This is a genomic window from Synechococcales cyanobacterium CNB, from assembly GCA_030263455.1.
GTDB lineage: Bacteria > Planctomycetota > Phycisphaerae > Phycisphaerales > UBA1924 > CAADGN01.
In genome coordinates this window covers 194159-213111 of the sequence record SZOZ01000008.1, presented here as the reverse complement: position 1 = coordinate 213111, position 18953 = coordinate 194159, and the positions used below count along the sequence as shown (strand labels likewise).

Below are 18953 nucleotides of genomic sequence, written 5' to 3'. Positions count from 1 at the left end.
CCGCCGGTGATCCCGAGGTAGCCGGCGCTCCCCGAGCGGTCGAGGTTGCCGTTGACGGTGATGGGGCCGTCCAGGCGGTTGCTGCCGTTGTTGGCGAAGGAGAGCGAGACGCCGTCGAAGGTCCACGTGCCGCCCTGAAGGGCGCCGCCGTTGAGTGTCGTGGCGGCCTCCATCGTGGCGGTGGTGAGCAGGGTCAGTCGGCCGCCGGTGAAGTTGATGGCCTCGCGCGAGAGGAGGCTGTTGATGGTGCGGTTGCCTGCCGTCGCACTGTAGACGATGGTCGGGTTGGCGGCGATGTCGATGGTGACGTCGTCGGCCGCGCCGGGGATGGCGTTGTTGCTCCAGTTGTTGGGGTCGTGCCAGTTGACGCCGTCGCCGCTGCCGGTCCACGACACGGCGGCGAGGAGCACGCGGCCCTCGAGCGGCTCGACGAACGCTCCGGACGCACCGACACCACGCCCACGGATATCCTGCTTCATGTGTGTGCTCCCCTCTCCCGGATCAACACCCGCGACCCGCCCGGCGAACGCTTCGGGCATGGATCGGGTCGGCGGTGGCGTAAGGCTACCGCGATGGTTTGCACGACACAACAGGGCGAGCCGAGATCGGCGAGGGCAGCGGCAGGGCCGCGCTTCGGGTTCAGCGCGTAAATCTCTGCGTTGCAAGCCTTTGCGATGGTTGCGGAGGAGGGTGGCGGGCAGAAGCGCGCTGCCCGTCACGGCGTCGTTCGGTTGCCGGGGGATGGAACCGTGGGGTCGGCTGCGGCGGCCGGGGCCTCGGGTCGGGCGTCCGTGGCCTCTGGAGGCCCTTCCGATGGCCCGAATCCCCCGTTCGAGCCACCGAATGTCGCATTCGGTGGCTCGGATGCCGCGCGCGGGGGGTCGCGAGCGGCCGCCGGGGGCACGCAAGCGACGGCCGGGGGGAGCGCCCCCGCCATCGGAAAGGAAGCCCGGACGATGCCCCCGATCCGGTGGGATGACACGCCCGGGACGGCTTCGAGGCCGGGTGGGGTCGGTGGGGCGAAAGCAGCGGAGGCCCGGCTGTCGGGCCGGGCCTCCGGGGTGAAGCGGAAGGGTGCTGAGGATGGATCAGTAGTCGAAGTCATCACCGCCGCCGGCGGGCACCTTCTCCTTCTTCTCCTTGAGTTCGACGATGGCGGCCTCGGTGGTGAGGAGGAGCGCCGCGACGCTGGCGGCGTTCTGGAGGGCGATGCGCTCGACCTTGGTCGGGACGATGACGCCCATCTTGACGAGGTCGCCGAACTCGTGGGTGAGGGCGTTGAAGCCGAAGTTGGTCTCGGCGGCCTCCTCGACCTTCGAGGCGATGACGGAGCCGTCGAGGCCGCAGTTGGTCGCGATCTGCTTGACCGGCGCGGCGACGGCGCGGTGGACGATGTCGATGCCGACGCGGGTGTCGCCGGTGGCGGACTTGCGGAGCTTGTCGAGGGCCTTGCGCGCCCGGAGCACGGCGACGCCGCCGCCGGGGAGGATGCCCTCTTCGACGGCCGCGCGGCAGGCGTGGAGCGCGTCCTCGACGCGGGCCTTCTTCTCCTTCATCTCGACCTCGGTGGCCGCGCCGACGTTGATCTGCGCGACGCCGCCGGCGAGCTTGGCGAGGCGCTCCTCGAGCTTCTCGCGGTCGTAGTCGGAGGTGGTGGCGTCGATCTGGTGGCGGATCTGCTCGATGCGCCCCTTGATGGCGTCCTGGCTGCCCGCGCCCTCGACGATGGTGGTGTTGTCCTTGTCGATGGTGACCTTCTTGGCGCGGCCGAGCTGGGACAGCTCGATCTTCTCGAGGTCGAGGCCGAGTTCCTCCATGATGGCGGTGCCGCCGGTGAGGACGGCGATGTCCTCGAGCATGGCCTTGCGGCGGTCGCCGAAGCCCGGGGCCTTGACGGCGCAGACCTTCAGCACGCCGCGGATCTTGTTGACGACGAGCGTGGCGAGGGCCTCGGAATCGACGTCCTCGGCGATGATGAGCAGCGATGCGCCGGAGTCGGCGATCTTGCCGAGCAGCGGGAGCATGTCCTTGGCGGAGGAGATCTTCTTCTCGTGGATGAGGATGTAGGGCTTGTCGAGGACGCACTCCATGGCGGCGGGGTTGGTGACGAAGTGGGGGCTGAGGTAGCCCTTGTCGAACTGCATGCCCTCGACGAGCTCGACCTCGGTCTCGAGGGACTTGCCCTCCTCGACCGTGATGACGCCGTCCTTGCCGACCTTGTCCATGGCCTCGGCGATGATCTTGCCGATCTGCTCGTCCTGGTTGGCGGCGCAGGTGCCGACCTGGGCGATTTCCTTCGAGGAGTCAACCTTCTTGGACATCCTGCGCAGCTCGTCGGTGATGGCGGCGACGGCCTGGTCGATGCCGCGCTTGATCTCGTTGGGGTTCGCGCCGGCGGTGATGTTCTTCAGGCCCTCGGCGTAGACGGCCTCGGCGTAGATGGTGGCGGTGGTCGTGCCGTCTCCGGCGTCCTTCGAGCACTTGCTGGCGACCTCCTTGACCATCTGCGCGCCGAGGTTCTCGTAGGGGTCTTCGAGGGTGATCTCCTTGGCCACGGTGACGCCGTCCTTGGTGACGGTGGGGGCGCCGAAGGATTTCTCGAGCACGACGACGCGGCCGGAAGGTCCGAGGGTGACCTTGACGGCGTGGGCGAGCTTCTGGACGCCGCGGAGGATGCGCTCGCGGGCGTCGGTGTTGAAGGCGATCTGCTTGGCGGCCATGTTCAAATCTCCAAAGGGTCAGATGGCCAAAGGGCCAAATGTCCGGGTTGCGTGGTTTCGTGGTTCGTGTCCGCTGCTCTGCTGCTCTTGTTCTGTTGCCGGGCTGCTCTCTCAGCCGATCCGGATCCAGACGAGTTGTGCGGCGTCGATGATGAAGACGTGCTTGCCGTCGGTGACCTTGACCATGTGGTCCGCCTCGTCCGGCAGGAGCATGGCGTTGGCGACGTTGCACTCGGTCGCGCCGTTGAAGTGGAAGGCGGCGGCACGCTTGCCGTCGAGTTCGCGGAGCACCTGGCGGAGCTGGTCGGTGTTCATGGGAAGGCGCCGGGCACCGGGCATCAGTCGATGATCGCCAGCACGTCGTCCTCCGCCATCATGAGGAACTCCTGCTCGCCGAGCTTGATCTCGGTGCCGGAATACGACGAGAAGATGACGCGGTCGCCCTTCTTGACCGTGAGAGGGATGCGCTCGCCGGTCTCGTGGTTGAGCGCGCCGTCGCCGACGGCCTCGACCACGCCGGTGCGGGGCTTCTCCTTGCCGGTGTCGGGCAGGTAGATGCCGCTGTCGGTCTTCTCCTGCGCCTCGTCGCGGCGGACGAGGATCTTGTCGTGGAGCGGTCGGACGGTGACTTTGGCCTTGCTGCGGGCCGGGGCTTTGGTCGTCGTTGCGGCCATCGGTTGCGTCTCCTCTTGCGTTCTCTCGTGGTGCTGCGTGAATGAAACCGACTCGTCCGCGCGCGGCGGACGGGTTAGACAGTGAACGTGGGGTCCGCGCCGGGCCAGCGGCCGCGGTAGAAGCGGAGCAGGCAGCGGCGCAGGACTTCGAGCATGACTTCGAGGTCGTTGGGGCCGTGCGGGCGGTCGATGACCGCGAACGCCCCCGAGCGAAGGGCGGCGGCGATCTCGCGGCAGTCGTCGCGGTGTGAGCGGGCACGTTTCACGACGACCGTCGGCGGGGGCTGGTCGAGCCGACGCAGCAGGTCGAGCAGTCGCGGGCCGCCTTCTTCCGCGCTCGCGGCGTCGGCAGTGGCGGCCGCGTCCAGCGGGAGGCCCAGATCGACGACGGCGATGTGGATGGGGTAGCGGGCGATGACCTCCGAGGCCTGTCGGCCCGTGCCGGCGCGGAGGGACTGAACGCCGATGGGTTCAAGAAGGCGAGGCAGACGGTCCACCCACGATTCGTCCTCCCAACCGGCGTAGGACAGGAGAAGGTTCAGGCGACCGCCGGGGCCGGGTTGCGGGCCGGAGCCGGGGTCAGCGGGATGGAGGCGCGCATTGATCACCGGGGGGCATAGGGCAAGTCCGGTGCCGAGGAACGCGCCCGCTGAAGGGCGATGGCGGGGGCTGCCGCGTGCGGGTGATGGCAGCAACGGGCGAAAACACGGCGAGCGGGTGCCAGATTGGCAGCAGGGGTCGCGGTCGGGTGGCGTTAGAATCCGGGCATGGAACTGCTTGCTGTCGCGTTGGGGGTGGTCGCACTCGGAACCGGTGTGACCGCGGTGTGGCTGTGGCGCGAGCGGGCAAGGCTGGTTGCGGAGGCGGAGCGGCTTCGGGAGGAGACCCGGGCCGCGGGGACGGCGCGAGAGGTGGCCGAACTGCGCGTTGCGCAGGCGGAAGGTCGGGAGGGGGAGTATTCGCGGGAGTTGGAGTCGCTGCGAGCGGAGATCGGGCAGGTACGGGTGGAGTTGGCGCAGGCGGTGGAGCGGCGCGATGCGGACAAGAAGGTATTCGAAGAGAAAGAGGCGTCGCTGCGGCGCGAGCGGGGCGCGCTCGAAGCGCGGATCACGGAACTGAACGAGCAAGCGAGCAACACGTTCAAGCAACTGGCGGCCGAGGCGCTCGACGAGTCACAGAAGCGGATGCTCGAACGCGCCAAGGCAATGTGGGAGGCGCAGAAGCAGGAGGGCGTGGCGGAACTGGACAAGCGGAAGACGGCGGTGGAGGCGCTGGTCAAGCCGATCGGCGAGACGCTGCGCGAGACGTGCGATCGACTGACGCGGCTCGACGAGCAGGTGAAGCAGGCGGGCGATGCCAGCAGCACGCTGCGTGAGGAGGCGTCCAAACTGGTGCGTGCGCTCAGCCGGCCGGAGGTCCGGGGGCGATACGGCGAGATTCAGTTGCGTCGTGTGGCGGAGTTGGCGGGGATGACGGCGTACTGCGACTTCATGGAGCAGGCGTCGGCGACGGACGAGGAAGGACGGCGGCTGCGGCCGGACATGGTGGTGCTGCTGCCGAACGAGCGGAAGATCGCCGTGGACGCCAAGACGCCGACGGACGCGTACATGCGTGCGATCGAAGCGGCGACGCCGGAAGAGCAGGAGGCGTGCCTGGAGCGTTTCGCGGGGCACGTGGAAGAGCAGGTGCGCGCGCTGAGCGGGAAGCGGTACTGGGCGCAGTTCGACGGGTCGCCGGAGTTCGTGGTGATGTTCGTGCCGGGGGACCAGTTCGTGGACGCCGCGCTCGCACGTCGGCCCGACCTGCTGGAGCGCGCGGCCCAGGCGAACGTGATCCTCGCCAGCCCGAGCACGCTCATCGGGCTGCTGCGGGCGGTGGCGGTCGGGTGGCGCGAGCACCGGCTCGCAGAGGAGGCCCAGCGGCTGCTGGAACTCGGGCGAGAGTTGCACCAGCGCGCGGCGACCGCGTTCGAGCACGTCGATGCGCTGGGTGCCGCGATCTGGAAATCCGCGGAGAAGTACAACGACTTCATCGGGTCGGTGAACCGAAGGTTGGTCCCGCACCTCAAGAAGTTCGAGGACGCCGGCGTCAAGGGAAAGAGCGATCTGCCGATGCTGACCGAGCGAGCATCGCCGCCGCAGGAATCGCTCTCGATTCTCGACGCGGCTTCGACCCCGGATGCCTGATTCGCGGCGCGCATTGGAAAGGCCCGGCTTTGGGGGCCGGGCCTTTCCGCATTGAGGAAACAGGCTCGTGAAACGCGCGGGGTTCGGCACGCCGCGCGGAAGGCGATCTCGAGTCAGTTGCAGCCGGCGTTGTAGAGGTTCAGGAAGTTGAGCACGTCGAGGGTGTCGTGGACGCCGTTGCCGTCGAGGTCGGCGGAGTCGTCCTTGGCGGACCAGGCGTTGAGGAAGAGGAGCACGTCGAGGGTGTTGAGCGAGCCGTCGGCGTTGAAGTCGGCGACGCAGGGTGTGACGACGATCATGGCGTTGACGCGGAAGCCGGCGTTGTAGGTGGCCTTGAGGGCGCCGGTGTTTGCGTCGAAGCGCTTGATGACGCCGGAGGTGTCGGAGACGAGGACGTCGCCGTCGTGCATGGCGATGGCGGAGCAGTTGACGCCGACGCCGAAGGTGGACTTGTAGTTGCCGTTGGTGGCGTCGAAGCGGTAGACGATGGCGTGCTCCGCGCCGACGAGCAGGTCGGTGCCGTCGGTGGTGGCGCTGCGGACCTGGCCGCCGCAGACCGTGAACATCTCGAAGTTGTCGAAGCCGACGGTGGTGCGGTAGATGGCGGTGGAGTTCGCGCCGGCGTAGATCGTGTTGTTGAAGATGGAGAGGGCGCGGATGTCGTCGTTGGCGTAGTAGGTATCGGTGACCTGCTTCGAGACCGGGTTGACGCGGAACACCTGGCCGTTCGAGCCGGAGATGAAGAGGCTGTCGCCGTACATGATCATGTCGGTGCAGTTGGAGGGCACGGACCAGGCGTCGGTGGGGAAGCCGAGGTCGAGGTTGATGCGGTAGATGACCCCGTTGGAGTCGGCAAGGAGCAGGTCGCCCTGGTGCTTGGCCATGGACGAAACCGGCCCGGAGCAGACCCCGGCGAACTCGAAGATGCCGGTGTTCGCGTCGGCCTTCATCAGGATGCCGTCGGGGCCGGCGACGTAGATCGTGTCGGCGAGGGCGGGCGCGCCGCCGAGGCAGGCGAGTGCCACGAGCGAGACAAGGCGAGCGGTGCGATGCATGGTCGTTCTCCCGTGTACGGGCCGGGTGTCCACCGGCGTGTGTGTTCAGGTGCATTGTCCGGCCGCCGCGGTGCGCGCCCTGCCATCTGAACGGAGGGGGCGGGGTGACAGGGACAATGGCCAGTGGACAGCGGAGAGCCGCTAGCGCGGATGTGGGGCTACCGGTGCGGTTCCGGGAGGCCGCCGCGGGAATCGGGGGTCAGGTTTCGGGGTGTGGCGGGCGCGTGCGGCCGACGAACCAGGCCATCAGTTCGCCGCGGCTGGAGACGCCGAAGTGCCGGTAGACGGCCATGACGTGCTCGTGGACGGTCGGGCGCGAGAGGTCGAGCCGGTAGGCGATCTGCTTCTCACTGTCGCCGTCGAGCAGGCCGTCGAGAATCTGTCGGCGCCGGGGCGTGAGGTCCGAGACGGACGGCTCGACCGCGGAGGCGAGCGGCCCCCCGACGAGCCGGCCTACTCGCTCGTGCACGTAGCGGAGCATCCACCAGTGCCGGCGCCCGAAGGGGGGGGCGCCGACGGGGCGGTGGATCCAGAGCGAGTGGCACAGTCCGCCGACGGGCAGCCGCTGGAGCGAGATGACGTAGTCGTCGATGCCGCTCCGGCGGTGGATCTCGTTGAAGGCGCGCGAGCGGTACCAGGAGGTTCGGTCCCAGAGCTGGTCTCGCAGGCGCGTCACAATCGCGCCGGTGGTGCGTGCGAGGCTCGGGAACTCGGGGGTACGCTCGACCGGGACGCTCTCGACGTAGTCGAGCCAGGCGCGCTCGGCCCGCTGGTCCGGCCAGCCGAGACGGATCGAGCCGAGGTGCTGGTTGGGGCGGCCGGGTCCGAAGTCGCGCATGTTGCCGGAGATGCCGACCTGGGCGTCGAGCAGCGAAAAGAGTCCGGTCAGAAGTCGCGTCTGCCAGGCCTGATGGTCCGCGCCGGCGTCGCGGCACTCATCGACGAGCCGCGCGCAGCGGCGGACATCAGCGGGACGGATGCGGTCGGATGCGGGCATGGGTCACACGGCGCTGGGATGCACGATGCCGTCATGGTATCTCTCCCCGAAGGCACGCCGCGCACAAAAAAGCGTCGAGGCTGCGCGTGCAGCCTCGGCGACGAGGTCCGGAAACAGCGAGCCGTTCAGCCGCCGCCGCCGGGGGGCGGGGGGGAGCCTGCGCCGCCGCCGGTGACGGCGCGGACGGGGACGTTGACGAACTCGGCGAAGTCAGCGAGCTGGGTATCGACGGTGAGGCCGACGTATCTGCGCCCCTGGACCATCGAGACGCTGTGCGCCGAGGCGGGCCACCACGGGTAACCGTTGAGCTGGCGGTGGACGAAGTCGGGCGCGCTCACGATGATGCCCCCCTGGAAGTAGCGCATGGTGGAGGTGCCGCCGCCGGTGGTCCACTGCTCAGGCTCGACGAGCGCGGTGAGGATGTCGATGATCTCTTCCGCGCGTTCGGAGCGCGGGCGGAGTTCTTCGCGTTCCTGCTGGGCGTCGCGGAAGGGGCTTTGCCCGCCGCCGCCGCCGCCCCGTCCGCTCTGAAGGACCGACTGCAGGTCGATCTCGGGGGCTTCGTCGTAGTCAGGGATGATGAAGAGCAGGTCGTCGATGGGGTAGACCTCGACGCGGCGTCGCATGGCGAGCCGTTCCTTCGGGCCGCACTCGATCGCGCCCCACTCGGTCACTTGCCACGTGTTGCCGCCGGAGTAGAACGATGCCGGGCCTGCGGCTTGGTCCAGCGCCATCTCGAGGAGCTTCAGCGCGGTCACGCGGTTCGCCCGGAGCGAGACCGGCTGGTCCTTGTCCAGGCCCTCCGCGTTGCGGTCGTCCATCCACAGCGGCTCGATGTCCGCGCCCGTGAGTTCGGTGATGAAGGTGATGACGTCCTCCAGACGCTGCTCGCGGAACTGGATGGTGACTGGCCGCATCATCTTCATCATGTTCTCGCGCTTCGCGGCTTCAACGCCGGGCGTACGACGCGCGGTCGCGCCGGCCTGCTGCCCGAGCGCGACAGGGGCGACGCAGGCAACCCCCGCGAGTGCCAGCACCGCAATGGCGATCGAACGAGCGCGCGTGACGGGTCGCATCCTGAGGCTCCTTTCGTGGCCGCGGTTCCCGAAGGGAACACGTATCGGCGGCCTTCCCTGCCCCTTGTCAATCAGTGTACGGCCCGGACGGCGTGGCGGGAGGGACTTTTTGCAATCCCCGACCGTCCGGGGTCGTTTCCAGTGCCAGGCGATCTCTCGCCGTGGGGGTGCCGCCCCGGAGGAGCGGGCGGCGCGAAACGCATCCACTGATTCGGCCGAGCCGGGGTCGCGGATGCGGTCTGGGGAACGTCCGACTGGAAAAACCCTGAGGGTTGGGGGCGTTGGGGCTTATCCGTCCGGTCTGGGCGTCCGATGAGGATGGTCCCCGGCCGGCGCGGTCGGGACCGGAGCGCAACTTCAGACTCGGACGGACCCGCCCGTGGCGACCCCCCCTCGGAAGCAAAGACGCCCCTCGCGGTCGGCCGATAGGCCGGTCGCCCGGAGTCGTGGAGGGGCCGGCGCCCAGCGTGCCAAGGCGGGGCGGCTTGCGCGCGGAACTCGCGCTCGGGCTGTCGCTACCCACAAAGGGCGAGGCAGGACAGGACAACGCGGCCGATCGACGGCCGTCGGGAAGCGTTCAGACCGGAAGCATTCACAAGGAGACTCGACGATGACGACGACGCAGATTCCGAACCCGCAGACGTTTGGGCAGAGCGGCTGCTGCACGCCGTTCCCCGGGCAGACCTTCCAGAACGTGCCGTTCAACTGGTGCGGGCCGACCCACACCGGATATACCAGCTACACGAACCAGCACCCGACCACCAACTTCGGGTACACGATCCCCAACTCGGGGTACTGGCCTCAGCCGTTCGGCTGGTTCAATCCCTCGTTCCAAGGCCAGAACTTCCACGGCCAGAGCCACTTCGGCTCCTTCCCGTGGAACACGAACTGGTCGTTCGGCAACTGGAACTGCGGCATCCCCTCCTCCAACTGGACGAACTGGAACAACTTCAACACCTTCGGCTCGTTCCCCTGGTCGTGGAACCACGGGTACGGGTACAACACCATCAACGGGTCGCCGTTCTACGGCTGGAACACCCCGATCTCATGCGCTACACCCTTCTCCGGCGAGTGCTTCCCGGGCTGCTGCCCGCCCTCGTTCGGCTCGTGGTACGGCGCGAACTTCTACCCGATCTACAACGGCTCATTCAACAACTGGTCCACGCCCTTCAACACCTTCGGCTTCAACCCCTGGAACACGATCCCCTTCTCGAACTACGGGCAGAACACGATCCCGTTCTACGGGTACAACACCAACCCGTTCTCCGGGTATCAGGGCGGTTTCAACTGGCCGATCCCTTCGTCGAACATCCCGTTCGGCTACAACACGCCCGTGACGAACTTCGGTTCGTTCACGAACACCGGCTACAACGGCGTGTATCCCCAGGGCTTCCCGTTCCCCGGCACGGTGTGCGGTCCGCAGACCACGGACATCCACGGCAAGCCCGGCTTCGGGATGAACCGCGAGGCCGCCTGACGCCCCGCTGACGGACAACGTGATCCTTGCCGAGGCTCGGGCATCTCCGCCCGGGCCTCGTCTTCTTTGCGCGCGGCCTACTTCCTGTAGTACTCGCGGATCGTGACGCCGCGCCAGGTGTAAGGGCGGTATCCGAACGCGGAGTTCTGGAGCGCTTCGAGGGGCGGTTCGAAGCCGGAGAACAGGTAGGCTTCGATGAGGTCTCGCCGGGGGATCCACGACGCGGAGCCGTCGCAGAACGCGGCGTTGAGTCCGTCGGGTCCGTGATTGTTCCAGGGTTCCGGCCAGTTGTTGATGCCGTCGGCGCGGCCGACGCCGATGGCGAGGCCGGCGGGGTCCGCGTCGTCGTTGTCGTTGTCGAGGATGATGACCGTGCGGGACGGGAACTCGACGGTGGCCTGCGTCTTGAGCAGGTTCTTCGTCGATTGTTCGAGGATGTCGATGCCGCCGCCGGGGGTGTAGGTCCAGCCGAGTTGCGCGCCGATCGTGCCCCGCCCGCGTCCCGAGATCACGATCCCGTCGAGGAACTTGCCTTCGTCGAACCACGCGAAGGTCTCGTAGGAGTGCCCGCCGGCCTGGTCGTAGCGGTCGTCGCCCGAGAAGAAGTGGTCGAAGAGGAAGTTGCGGCCGTACAACAGCGGGAGGTCCTCGAGAAGCGGCTCGTCGGTCACCATGAAGTTGGGGCGGATGGTGTTGCGCGTCGCCGGGCAGATGGGCGCCTCGATGGCGGGGACGTAGTCGGGGTAGAACCAGCCCACGTTGTCCTCAAAGGTGAGGATGCTCGGCAGGAACAGGCCGACGCGCGTGTCGTTGCTGTAGAGGTTGGCCGCGGTGGCGAGCTGGCGCGTATTGGAGAGACATGCCGCCCGACGCCCGGCCTCGCGCGCCGCCCCCAGCGCGGGCAGCAGCAGCCCGATCAGCAGCGCGATGATGGCAATGACGACCAAGAGTTCGATGAGCGTGAAGGCGCGACCGGGTTGACGCTGCCTGTCGATCACCGGGCTTCTCCGGGGCATGTCCGCGAGGGCAGGGGACATGGTACAGGAAGTGCGCGGCCGGATCATCCCTCTTGGGCCGGGCGGCGTCCCGCTGTAGGATGCTGGACCGGCCGCCGTGGTCGGCGAGGAGAGGCGAACATGAGAGGGATCGCGCTGGCGGGTGCCGTGGCGGGGGTCGCGGTCGGGCTGGGGTCGGCGTGCGGGCAGCCGGACAACGACGCCGTCATCAACATCACGGGCATGGAGTTGCGGTGCCAGATCTTCGGCCCGTGCTTCCCGGACCAGTCTCGCAACAGCCAGAATCACCCGTTCCCGCCCGGAACGCCCCAGTTCATCGTGCCGGCCTCCGGCTACTCGTTCGCGATCGACGGCATCGTCGAGACGACCGGCCTCGTCGGGCTTGTCATCCCGAACAACTCGACCATCGCGGACATGATGGAGATCATCGAGCCGGGCGCATCCAGGCTGCTGCGCGGCTACTCGCGCAACCTCCTCGGCGGGCTGCCCCTCCCGAAGAACGGCGTGTTCGCGCAGACCTTCGTCGGCGAGGCGGCGGGGATCGAACTCTCCATCACCATCGACACCTGGATACGCAACGACGGCGCGGCGTTCTTCGAAATCCGCGACATCGACATCCCCCTCGGCATCCTCTTCGGCACCGTCAAGGTGAAGAGCGGAACCACCGCCGTCGAGGTCTGGAACGCCTCGCCCCGGCAAGAAACGGAGTGGCACTTCGAGGGCGGCCTCGGCTCCGTCGCCGGCTCGGGGCCTTCGATGCTGCGATACCTCGACGATCCCGCGTTCGGAACGATCCTCGGCGGGATCGGGAACGAGAACAACCCCGACCCCACGATCCCCACCGGCGTGACAGAGCAGCAGTCGTTCTTCGCAACGACGGCGCAGCTTGGTATCGTCGGGCCGGGCGGGAAGGAGGACACGGTCTACGTGACCAGTCCCGCGCGCAACCTCTCCGACCCCGACCCGAAGAACTACCGCGGAATCGGGCTTGCGCTCTATCCGCGCACGCAGCCCGCATTCCCCGGAACTTGGTTCGGCCAGTGGACCATGGTGTGGGACATGTATATCCCGCACGAGACGTGGAACAGCCACGAGTGGATCGCCGCACTCGTCCACGGGAACCACAACAACGAGGGGGGGGCGGACATGTTCATCCGCAATCCCGCGTTCGGCGGCGGCGGGGTGATCGGCTTCGACCGCCAGCCCGGGCAGTACCTCAACACCCCGCTCATCAAGCCGGGCGAGTGGTTCCGCCTCGCCTTCGTGTGCGACCACATGCAGGGCGGCGTGGGTCGTGTCTACGTCAACGGCCAACTCGTGGGCAGCACGGGCAGCGACTGGCTCTACGACAGCGTCGATCCGGGCGATCCCCGCTATGGAGACGGCGAGGCGGTCGATCCGGGCGACTGGCAGGCGTGGGGCGGGTTCCCCAGCCCGTGGGCACTCAGCAGCGGGACCGAGCCGGGATCGGTCGGACCCACCCCGCTCGCCTCGACGTTCTGCCTGTTCGCCGACCTCGGGAGCGCGGAGTTCGGACCCGGCGGCAGGAGCGAGGTGGTCTACGTGGCGAGCATGTACTTCGCCGACGACGTGCTGAGCGACGCTGAGATCGCCGCGCTCGGCGGGCCGGACGGGGACGGCATCGTGTTCAAAAAGGGGCCTGGTTGCCCGGCGGACTTCAACGGCGACACGGTCGTGAACACGCTGGACTTCGTCGCGTTCCTCAACGCCTTCGTGGGGAGCGATCCGAAGGCCGACTTCAACGGCGACACGGTTGTGAACACGCTGGACTTCGTCGCGTTCCTCAACGCCTTCGTGGCCGGGTGCCCATAGGCAAGCCCCGGAACGGGGATGGAGCCTCAGATTCGAGGGCATATCCGCGATCCCGGTTCAACCCCGGGGCGGGGATGGTCGATCACCGGTTATACGACTCAGACCGGGGCGGAGCGCCCGGGTTATCGCCCGACGGGGAGTAGACGTGATGCAGGCAGGACTTGGAACGGGCGAGGCGAGGCCATCGGCTGGGAGTCGGCTGCGGCGTTCGTGGCTCGTACCTTCCCTCATTGCGGCGATCGGTCTCGGCGCAACGCTGGTCGTGCACGGTGTGCTGGTGTCGCGTGAACGCGGGATTGCGATCTCGCAGTTCCAGACCGACGCTACGCGACGCGCAGCCGCGATCGACGCGGAGTTGTCCGACGCCGTGGAGGCCCTGTACGCCGTCCGCGCGTTCTACGAGGCATCCGAGTTTGTCGAACCCGATGAGTTCGCGCGATTTGCCGGAGAGATTCTGAGCAGGCGCTCGACGGTGCTCGCGCTGGATTGGGCGCCGCGCGTGCCGGGGGATCGAGCCGAAGAGTTCGTCGCTTCGGCCCGCAAGGCCGCCGGGGAAGAGTACGCGATCGTGCAGAACGACGGCACGGGCGCCATGGTGCGTGCCGAGAGCAGGCCCGTTTACGCCCCGATCCTGTACACCGTGTCGGTGCCGCCAGCGCGTGCGTTGATCGGGTTCGACCACGCTTCGGAAGCAGCGCTCCTGTCGGCGATGGAAATGTCGGCGTGGCGCGATGCGCCGGTTGCGAGCGCGAGGCGGGACGTTGTCCGCCTGGCGCAGGGCATCGGCGACCGCGGCGGCGTGACGGTCTTCCTTCCGGTCTATGACAGCGATGCGATCCCGTCGGACGAGCATCAACGGCTCGGGGCTGTCGCCGGGTTCCTGGCCGCGACGGTGCGTTTGAGCGACCTGCTCTCGGCGTCGCTGCGGGACGTGCCCACGGGACAGATCGAGGTTCACCTGTTCGACAGGCTTCCCGGGGGCAGTCAGGAGCTGCTGTATTCGACGAATCCGGCTGCGGTCACGCGGGTGGACTCGCCGGATCCGGGTCTCACGGAGGGGATGCGGCAGGTCGTCCACTACTCGACGCTCGGCCGCGATTGGGCCGCGGTGTTCGTCGCGCGCTCGATCAAGCCGTATTACTCGCAGGGTCGCGCATCATCGTGGGCGCTGGGGTGCGGCTTCGTGCTGACCACGCTCGCGCTCGTGTACGTGCAGTCGCTGCGGGTGGCGAACGCCAGGGCAGAGTCACTGGTCGTGCAGCGGACGCGCGAACTGCGCGAGCGCGGCGAGCGCCTCAGGGCGATCCTCCACACAGCGCCGGACGCCGTGATCGTCGCGGACGGGCGCGGCGTCATCGAGACCGTCAACCCGGCGACCGAGCGGATGTTCGGGTATTGCGCCGAGGAACTCATCGGGCGAGAACTGACGGTGCTGATGCCCGAGCGCCTGCGGGAACTGCACCGTGCCGGGATGCGGCGCTACCAGCAGAACGGGTCGGGACGGACGGTCGGGGGGGGAGTCCTTCGTACCTACGGCCTGCGGAAGGACGGGCTGGAGTTCCCGATCGAGTTGTCGGTCGGCGAGGTTCGGCTGGGCGATCGGCGGCAGTTCACCGGGATCATCCGCGACGTGACCGAGCGCAAGCGTGCCGAGGACGCGATCCAGAGCATGAACGCGGAACTCGAGGAACGGGTGCAGCGGCGCACGGAAGAGCTGCAGCGGATGGTGGACGAGTTGGCCCAGTTCGCGTCGATCGCGTCGCACGACCTCCAGGAGCCGCTGCGGAAGGTGCTGGTCTTCGGCGACCGTCTGCGCCAGCAGTACGAGGGCACGCTGGGCGACAAGGGCAAGGACTATCTGGCCCGGATGCTGAACGCCGCGGACCGCATGTCGTCGCTGCTGAACGACCTGCTCGAACTGTCCCGGGTGACATCGAAGGGTCGGCCGTTCGAGCGGGTTGACCTCGGCGCGGTCGTGCGCGAGGTGCTGACGGACCTGGAAGTCGCGCTGCAGGAGTCCGGCGGGGTCGTTGAAGTGGGAGACCTGCCCTCGATCGACGCGGACTCGACGCAGATGCGCCAGTTGTTCCAAAACCTGCTCTCGAATGCTTTGAAGTTCCGCAGCGACGTCCGCCGGCCGCTCGTGACGATCTCGGCCGAATCCCCTGTTCAGGCGGGGAGTGGGGGTGATTCCCGGTGCCGACTCGTGGTTCGTGACAACGGGATCGGGTTCGACGCGAAGTACTCGAGCGTGATCTTTGAGCCGTTCCACCGGCTGCACGGCCGGTCGGAGTACGAAGGTTCAGGGATGGGGCTGGCGATCTGCCGAAAGATAGTTGAACGGCACGGGGGCAGGATCGTCGCGGAGGGAACGGCTGGCGAGGGGGCGACATTCGTGATAGAACTGCCGACGAGGCAGCAGGCATCCGGGGAAGATCCATGTCGCGAAGCACAGACCGATCGATCACGGTCCTCGTCGCCGAGGACGACGCCGACGACCGCCTGATCACGCGCGAAGCGTGGGACGAGGCGGACCTGGATAACGACCTTCGGTTCGTCGAGGACGGGGAGGAACTGCTGGACTACCTGTTTCGCCGCGGGCGCTACGCCGCGGTGGATGCGGCTCCTCGGCCCGGACTGATCCTGCTCGACCTGAACATGCCGAAGGTGGACGGCCGCGATGCTCTGCGCGAGATCCGAGAGCACGAGACGCTCCGTTGCGTTCCCGTGGTGGTGCTGACGACCTCCGGCGCGGCCGAGGACGTGGCGTGGGCGTACGACACCGGCGCGAACTCGTACATGCGAAAACCTTCGACGTATTCCGGGCTTTCAGAGACGGTGAAAGCCATCGGCCGCTACTGGCTTGAGCACGCGGAACTGCCGATAGACGGCTGTGATGGAGGCGCAGGCTCAGAGTCCGATAAGCGTTCTTCTCGTTGACGACGACGAGGACATGCTCGTCCTCGTGCGCGCGTGGCTGGACGACGTCGAGCCGGGGCGGTACCTGGTCGAGTGGGCAACGTCCGCGGACGAGGCCCGGCGCGTCATCGGCGAGGACCGGTACGACGCGTACCTGATCGACTACCGTCTGGGGGCTGAGACCGGCATCGACCTGCTGCGCGAGATCGCCGCCGCGCTGCCGGACCGACCGGCGATCCTGATGACCGGCCAGGGCGGGCGGAGCGTGGACCGCGAGGCACTGGAGGCCGGCGCCACCGAGTACGTCCAGAAGGACGCGGCCAGCGCGGTCACGCTCGAACGGGCGATCCGCTACGCGATGGCCCAGAAGTGCGCCCAGCGCCTGGAGCGCGAGCGGCGCTCGCTGCAGGAGGCGGCAAGGGCGATGGAACGCGTGCTCGCCGTCGTCGCCCACGAACTCCGCACGCCGCTGACCTCGATGCGGCTGATGTCGGAGTACCTGCTCACCCCCAACGCACGCGATGAGGCGGAGATGGAGCACTTCCTCTCGTCGATCCACGGCGAGACGGTGCGGATGACGGAGACGGTCAACAACGTGCTGGAGGCCGCACGGTTCGACAGCGGACTGGCACGGTGGCACTGGGGAACCGTGCGGGTCGCGGACGCGGTGGAGCAGGCGCTGGAGACGGTGCGGCCGCAGGTGAACCACAGCTCGGTGGAGGTGGTGTCATCGGTCCGGCCGCCCGACCTGCGGATGCAGGGCGATGCCGACGCCATCCGTCGGCTGGTGATGAATCTGGCGAGCAACTCGGCGAAGCACACGCGCGAGGGCAGGATCGAAGTGAGAGCGACGGAGACGACCGACGCCGCCGAGCGTCGAGTCCTCATCGAGGTGCTCGATACCGGCAGCGGGATGCCCGAGCACATCGTGCGGCAACTCGGGACGGCGTTCGCGCTGAACTCGGGGATGGTCGGCTCGGCGGCTTCGCACGGAACGGGGCTGGGGCTGGCCATCTGCAAGGGGATTGCGGCGGCGCACGGCGGGACGATGCGCGTACTCTCGCGCGAGGGCAAGGGGTCAAGATTCGTCGTCGAGATGCGCGCTGACCTCGAAGCGCCGGCGGCGGTCGCCGAGGGCGTGCAGATCATCCGAGAAGCGGCATGAAACGGGTTCTGGTGGTCGATGACATGGCGATCATCCGCGAGCCGATCGCCGCCGCGCTGCGGCGCGAGGGCTTCGACGCCGTGTGCGCCGCCAACGGACGCGAGGCGATCGGGCTGATGCGCACGCAGCCGCCGGACCTGATCCTGCTCGACCTGGGCATGCCCGAGATGGACGGGCTGGAACTGCTGCGGAGGATGAAGGCCGACGCGACGCTCCCGTCGCCCCCGGTGGTCGTGCTGACGGCGGCGGGTGACAAAGACTCGGTCCTGAAGTCGCGGCAGTTGGGCGTGCGGCACTACCTGCTCAAGGCGCAGTTCTCGCTGGCGGACATGGTGGCGCGCGTGCGCGAACTGACGTCGGATCGACGTGACGAGGCGTCGGCAGGGGCGGGGGAGGCCGTCGGTGCGCCGAGCGAACCAGTTTCAGCCGCAGCGGGAAAGGTCCAGCGGGCGGTGTCGGGAACGGGCGCGCCCGGAGGGATTGCAGCCTCGTCCACGCCCGGAGCGCTGCCGCCCGCGGACGTGACAACCGCGCTGCGAAACCTGAAGCCTCGCGTCGTGCGATCCGAACTGGTGGAGATGCTGGAGCGTTGCGCGGAACTGAAGGCGTTGCCACCGAGCGTCGCCGAGGTGCTGAAGATTGTGAACAGCCCGCAGGCGAACAGCGAGCAGGTGGCCTCGGTCATCAAGCGCGACCCGGCGATCGCGCTCAAGATTCTGCGCCTGGCGAACTCGAGCGCGTTCGCGAGCGGCACGCCCGCGGACACGGTCGAGAAGGCCGTGCTGCGGATCGGGGTGGGGGCGATCCGGCAGGCGGTGATGAACATTGGTGTCGTCGATCGCTTCAGCAGCGTCGCGGTCGAGGGGTTCATGGACCCCATCCTGTTCTGGGAGCACTCGATCGCCGTGGGTCTGATCGCGGCGGCGGTGACTCGGGCGCGTGGCGAGGGCGAGCCGGACGCCGCGTTCACCATGGGACTGCTCCACGACGTCGGGCGCGTGGTCTACGCGGAGCTTCTGCGGGACAAGTACGCCGAGGTTCTCGCCAAGGCGGATGAACTGGGCGTCGAGTTGGAGCGAGTCGAGTCGCGCATGCTCCTGATGAACCACGCCGAGGGGATGGACCGCATCCTGCACGCCTGGCACTTCCCTCGCGACCTCGTGGACCCGATCGTGTTCCACCACCTGTCCGCGCCGGACATTCGGCGGAACTGTCCGAAGCGCTACGGCGATGTCGCGACCCTGGCGCTCGCGGACCGGCTCGCGCACGCCTTCATGCTCGGCTCGAGCGGGAACGACGTGTTGTATCCGACGGACGAACTGTGCCGGGGGCTGGGACTGGCGGACGAGGTGATCGCGGAGATCGAACGGACGATCGAGGCCGAGACGGAGACGATCAAACTGGCGATGCTCGCCGCGCCCGGACGGACGATGGAGTGGAAGCGTCGCGTGGACCATCACGCGAAGGCGTTGTCGGCGCCGGTGCGCCCACTGTTCATCAGTGCGTCGCCGGCGTGCGATGTCTACCGCATCGCGCTCGACCGCCTGCGCACAGCGGGCGACCAGCCCGCGAACGTGGGCGTGGTGCACTTCCCGTCGCCCTCCGATCGGCTGCCGGTCTCGCAGGCGTACCAGTCGGCCGAGGCGGACGCGGGGAGAGGCCGCCTGCCGCTGATCGTGCTCTCGCCGGAAGGCGCGGTGGCACCCGAGGAGTCGCTGGCGGAGGGACGGCGCGTGCTGATGCTCCCGACCCCGACACCGATGCCAAGGCTGACGGCTGCGCTCGACGCGGCGGTGGCGGCGTCCGAGACGCGAGCCGCGGCCTGAATCGGCACA

15 protein-coding genes and 1 pseudogene are annotated in these 18953 nt (G+C 68.1%); 7 read left to right on the top strand and 9 right to left on the bottom strand.

Features of this window, described 5'->3' with window-relative positions; translation table 11 throughout:
• The 5 genes from FBT69_09730 to FBT69_09710 all read right to left on the bottom strand — a co-directional run.
• The coding region (locus FBT69_09730) for a hypothetical protein (protein MDL1905072.1) at positions 1-479 on the bottom strand (479 nt) is incomplete at its 3' end.
• A 609-nt stretch (positions 480-1088) separates the two neighbouring features.
• Positions 1089-2720, bottom strand: a complete 1632-nt coding sequence (gene groL / locus FBT69_09725; GenBank protein ID MDL1905071.1) for a chaperonin GroEL — start codon at positions 2718-2720, stop codon at positions 1089-1091.
• 111 nt (positions 2721-2831) lie between these two features.
• Positions 2832-3059 (bottom strand): hypothetical protein, encoded by a 228-nt coding sequence (locus FBT69_09720; GenBank protein ID MDL1905070.1) that lies wholly within the window; start codon positions 3057-3059, stop codon positions 2832-2834.
• The gene (locus tag FBT69_09715) at positions 3059-3394 is read right to left on the bottom strand and encodes a co-chaperone GroES (GenBank protein MDL1905069.1); all 336 of its coding nucleotides are present in this window, start codon (positions 3392-3394) and stop codon (positions 3059-3061) included. Before FBT69_09715 ends, FBT69_09720 begins: the two co-directional genes overlap by 1 nt.
• A gap of 74 nt (positions 3395-3468) precedes the next feature.
• On the bottom strand, positions 3469-4002 hold the full coding sequence (locus FBT69_09710) for a hypothetical protein (GenBank protein ID MDL1905068.1): 534 nt from the start codon (positions 4000-4002) through the stop codon (positions 3469-3471).
• A gap of 159 nt (positions 4003-4161) precedes the next feature.
• Here FBT69_09710 and rmuC point away from each other — a divergent pair, with 159 nt between their 5' ends.
• Positions 4162-5580 carry a DNA recombination protein RmuC gene (gene rmuC / locus FBT69_09705; GenBank protein ID MDL1905067.1) on the top strand — a complete coding sequence of 473 codons (1419 nt, stop codon included), beginning with the start codon at positions 4162-4164 and terminating at the stop codon, positions 5578-5580.
• A gap of 113 nt (positions 5581-5693) precedes the next feature.
• Here the strand turns inward: rmuC and FBT69_09700 are convergent, their stop codons facing one another.
• The 3 genes from FBT69_09700 to FBT69_09690 all read right to left on the bottom strand — a co-directional run bounded on the left by FBT69_09700 (position 5694) and on the right by FBT69_09690 (position 8708).
• On the bottom strand, positions 5694-6635 hold the full coding sequence (locus FBT69_09700; GenBank protein MDL1905066.1) for a PQQ-like beta-propeller repeat protein: 942 nt from the start codon (positions 6633-6635) through the stop codon (positions 5694-5696).
• Between the two features lie 199 nt (positions 6636-6834).
• Complete coding sequence (locus FBT69_09695; protein ID MDL1905065.1) at positions 6835-7632, bottom strand: helix-turn-helix transcriptional regulator; 798 nt, start codon at positions 7630-7632, stop codon at positions 6835-6837.
• Between the two features lie 125 nt (positions 7633-7757).
• The gene (locus tag FBT69_09690) at positions 7758-8708 is read right to left on the bottom strand and encodes a hypothetical protein (protein ID MDL1905064.1); all 951 of its coding nucleotides are present in this window, start codon (positions 8706-8708) and stop codon (positions 7758-7760) included.
• 610 nt (positions 8709-9318) lie between these two features.
• Between FBT69_09690 and FBT69_09685 the strand changes: the two genes are divergently transcribed.
• A complete protein-coding gene (locus FBT69_09685; protein ID MDL1905063.1) occupies positions 9319-10185 on the top strand; it encodes a hypothetical protein in 867 nt (288 codons plus the stop codon).
• 788 nt (positions 10186-10973) lie between these two features.
• Here FBT69_09685 and FBT69_09680 read toward each other — a convergent pair.
• Positions 10974-11201, bottom strand: a pseudogene (locus tag FBT69_09680) (prepilin-type N-terminal cleavage/methylation domain-containing protein).
• Positions 11202-11321: 120 nt separating this feature from the next.
• On the opposite strand from FBT69_09680, the gene FBT69_09675 reads away from it, so the two are divergent.
• The 5 genes from FBT69_09675 to FBT69_09655 all read left to right on the top strand — a co-directional run bounded on the left by FBT69_09675 (position 11322) and on the right by FBT69_09655 (position 18944).
• Positions 11322-13034 carry a hypothetical protein gene (locus FBT69_09675; protein MDL1905062.1) on the top strand — a complete coding sequence of 571 codons (1713 nt, stop codon included), beginning with the start codon at positions 11322-11324 and terminating at the stop codon, positions 13032-13034.
• A 148-nt stretch (positions 13035-13182) separates the two neighbouring features.
• Positions 13183-15540, top strand: coding sequence for a PAS domain S-box protein (locus FBT69_09670; protein ID MDL1905061.1), 2358 nt, complete (start codon positions 13183-13185; stop codon positions 15538-15540).
• Complete coding sequence (locus FBT69_09665; GenBank protein MDL1905060.1) at positions 15474-15974, top strand: response regulator; 501 nt, start codon at positions 15474-15476, stop codon at positions 15972-15974. The genes FBT69_09670 and FBT69_09665 overlap by 67 nt, the downstream gene beginning before the upstream one ends.
• Positions 15931-17118, top strand: coding sequence for a HAMP domain-containing histidine kinase (locus FBT69_09660; protein ID MDL1905059.1), 1188 nt, complete (start codon positions 15931-15933; stop codon positions 17116-17118). The genes FBT69_09665 and FBT69_09660 overlap by 44 nt, the downstream gene beginning before the upstream one ends.
• A complete protein-coding gene (locus FBT69_09655; GenBank protein MDL1905058.1) occupies positions 17115-18944 on the top strand; it encodes a response regulator in 1830 nt (609 codons plus the stop codon). Before FBT69_09660 ends, FBT69_09655 begins: the two co-directional genes overlap by 4 nt.
• Positions 18945-18953 lie beyond the last annotated feature (9 nt).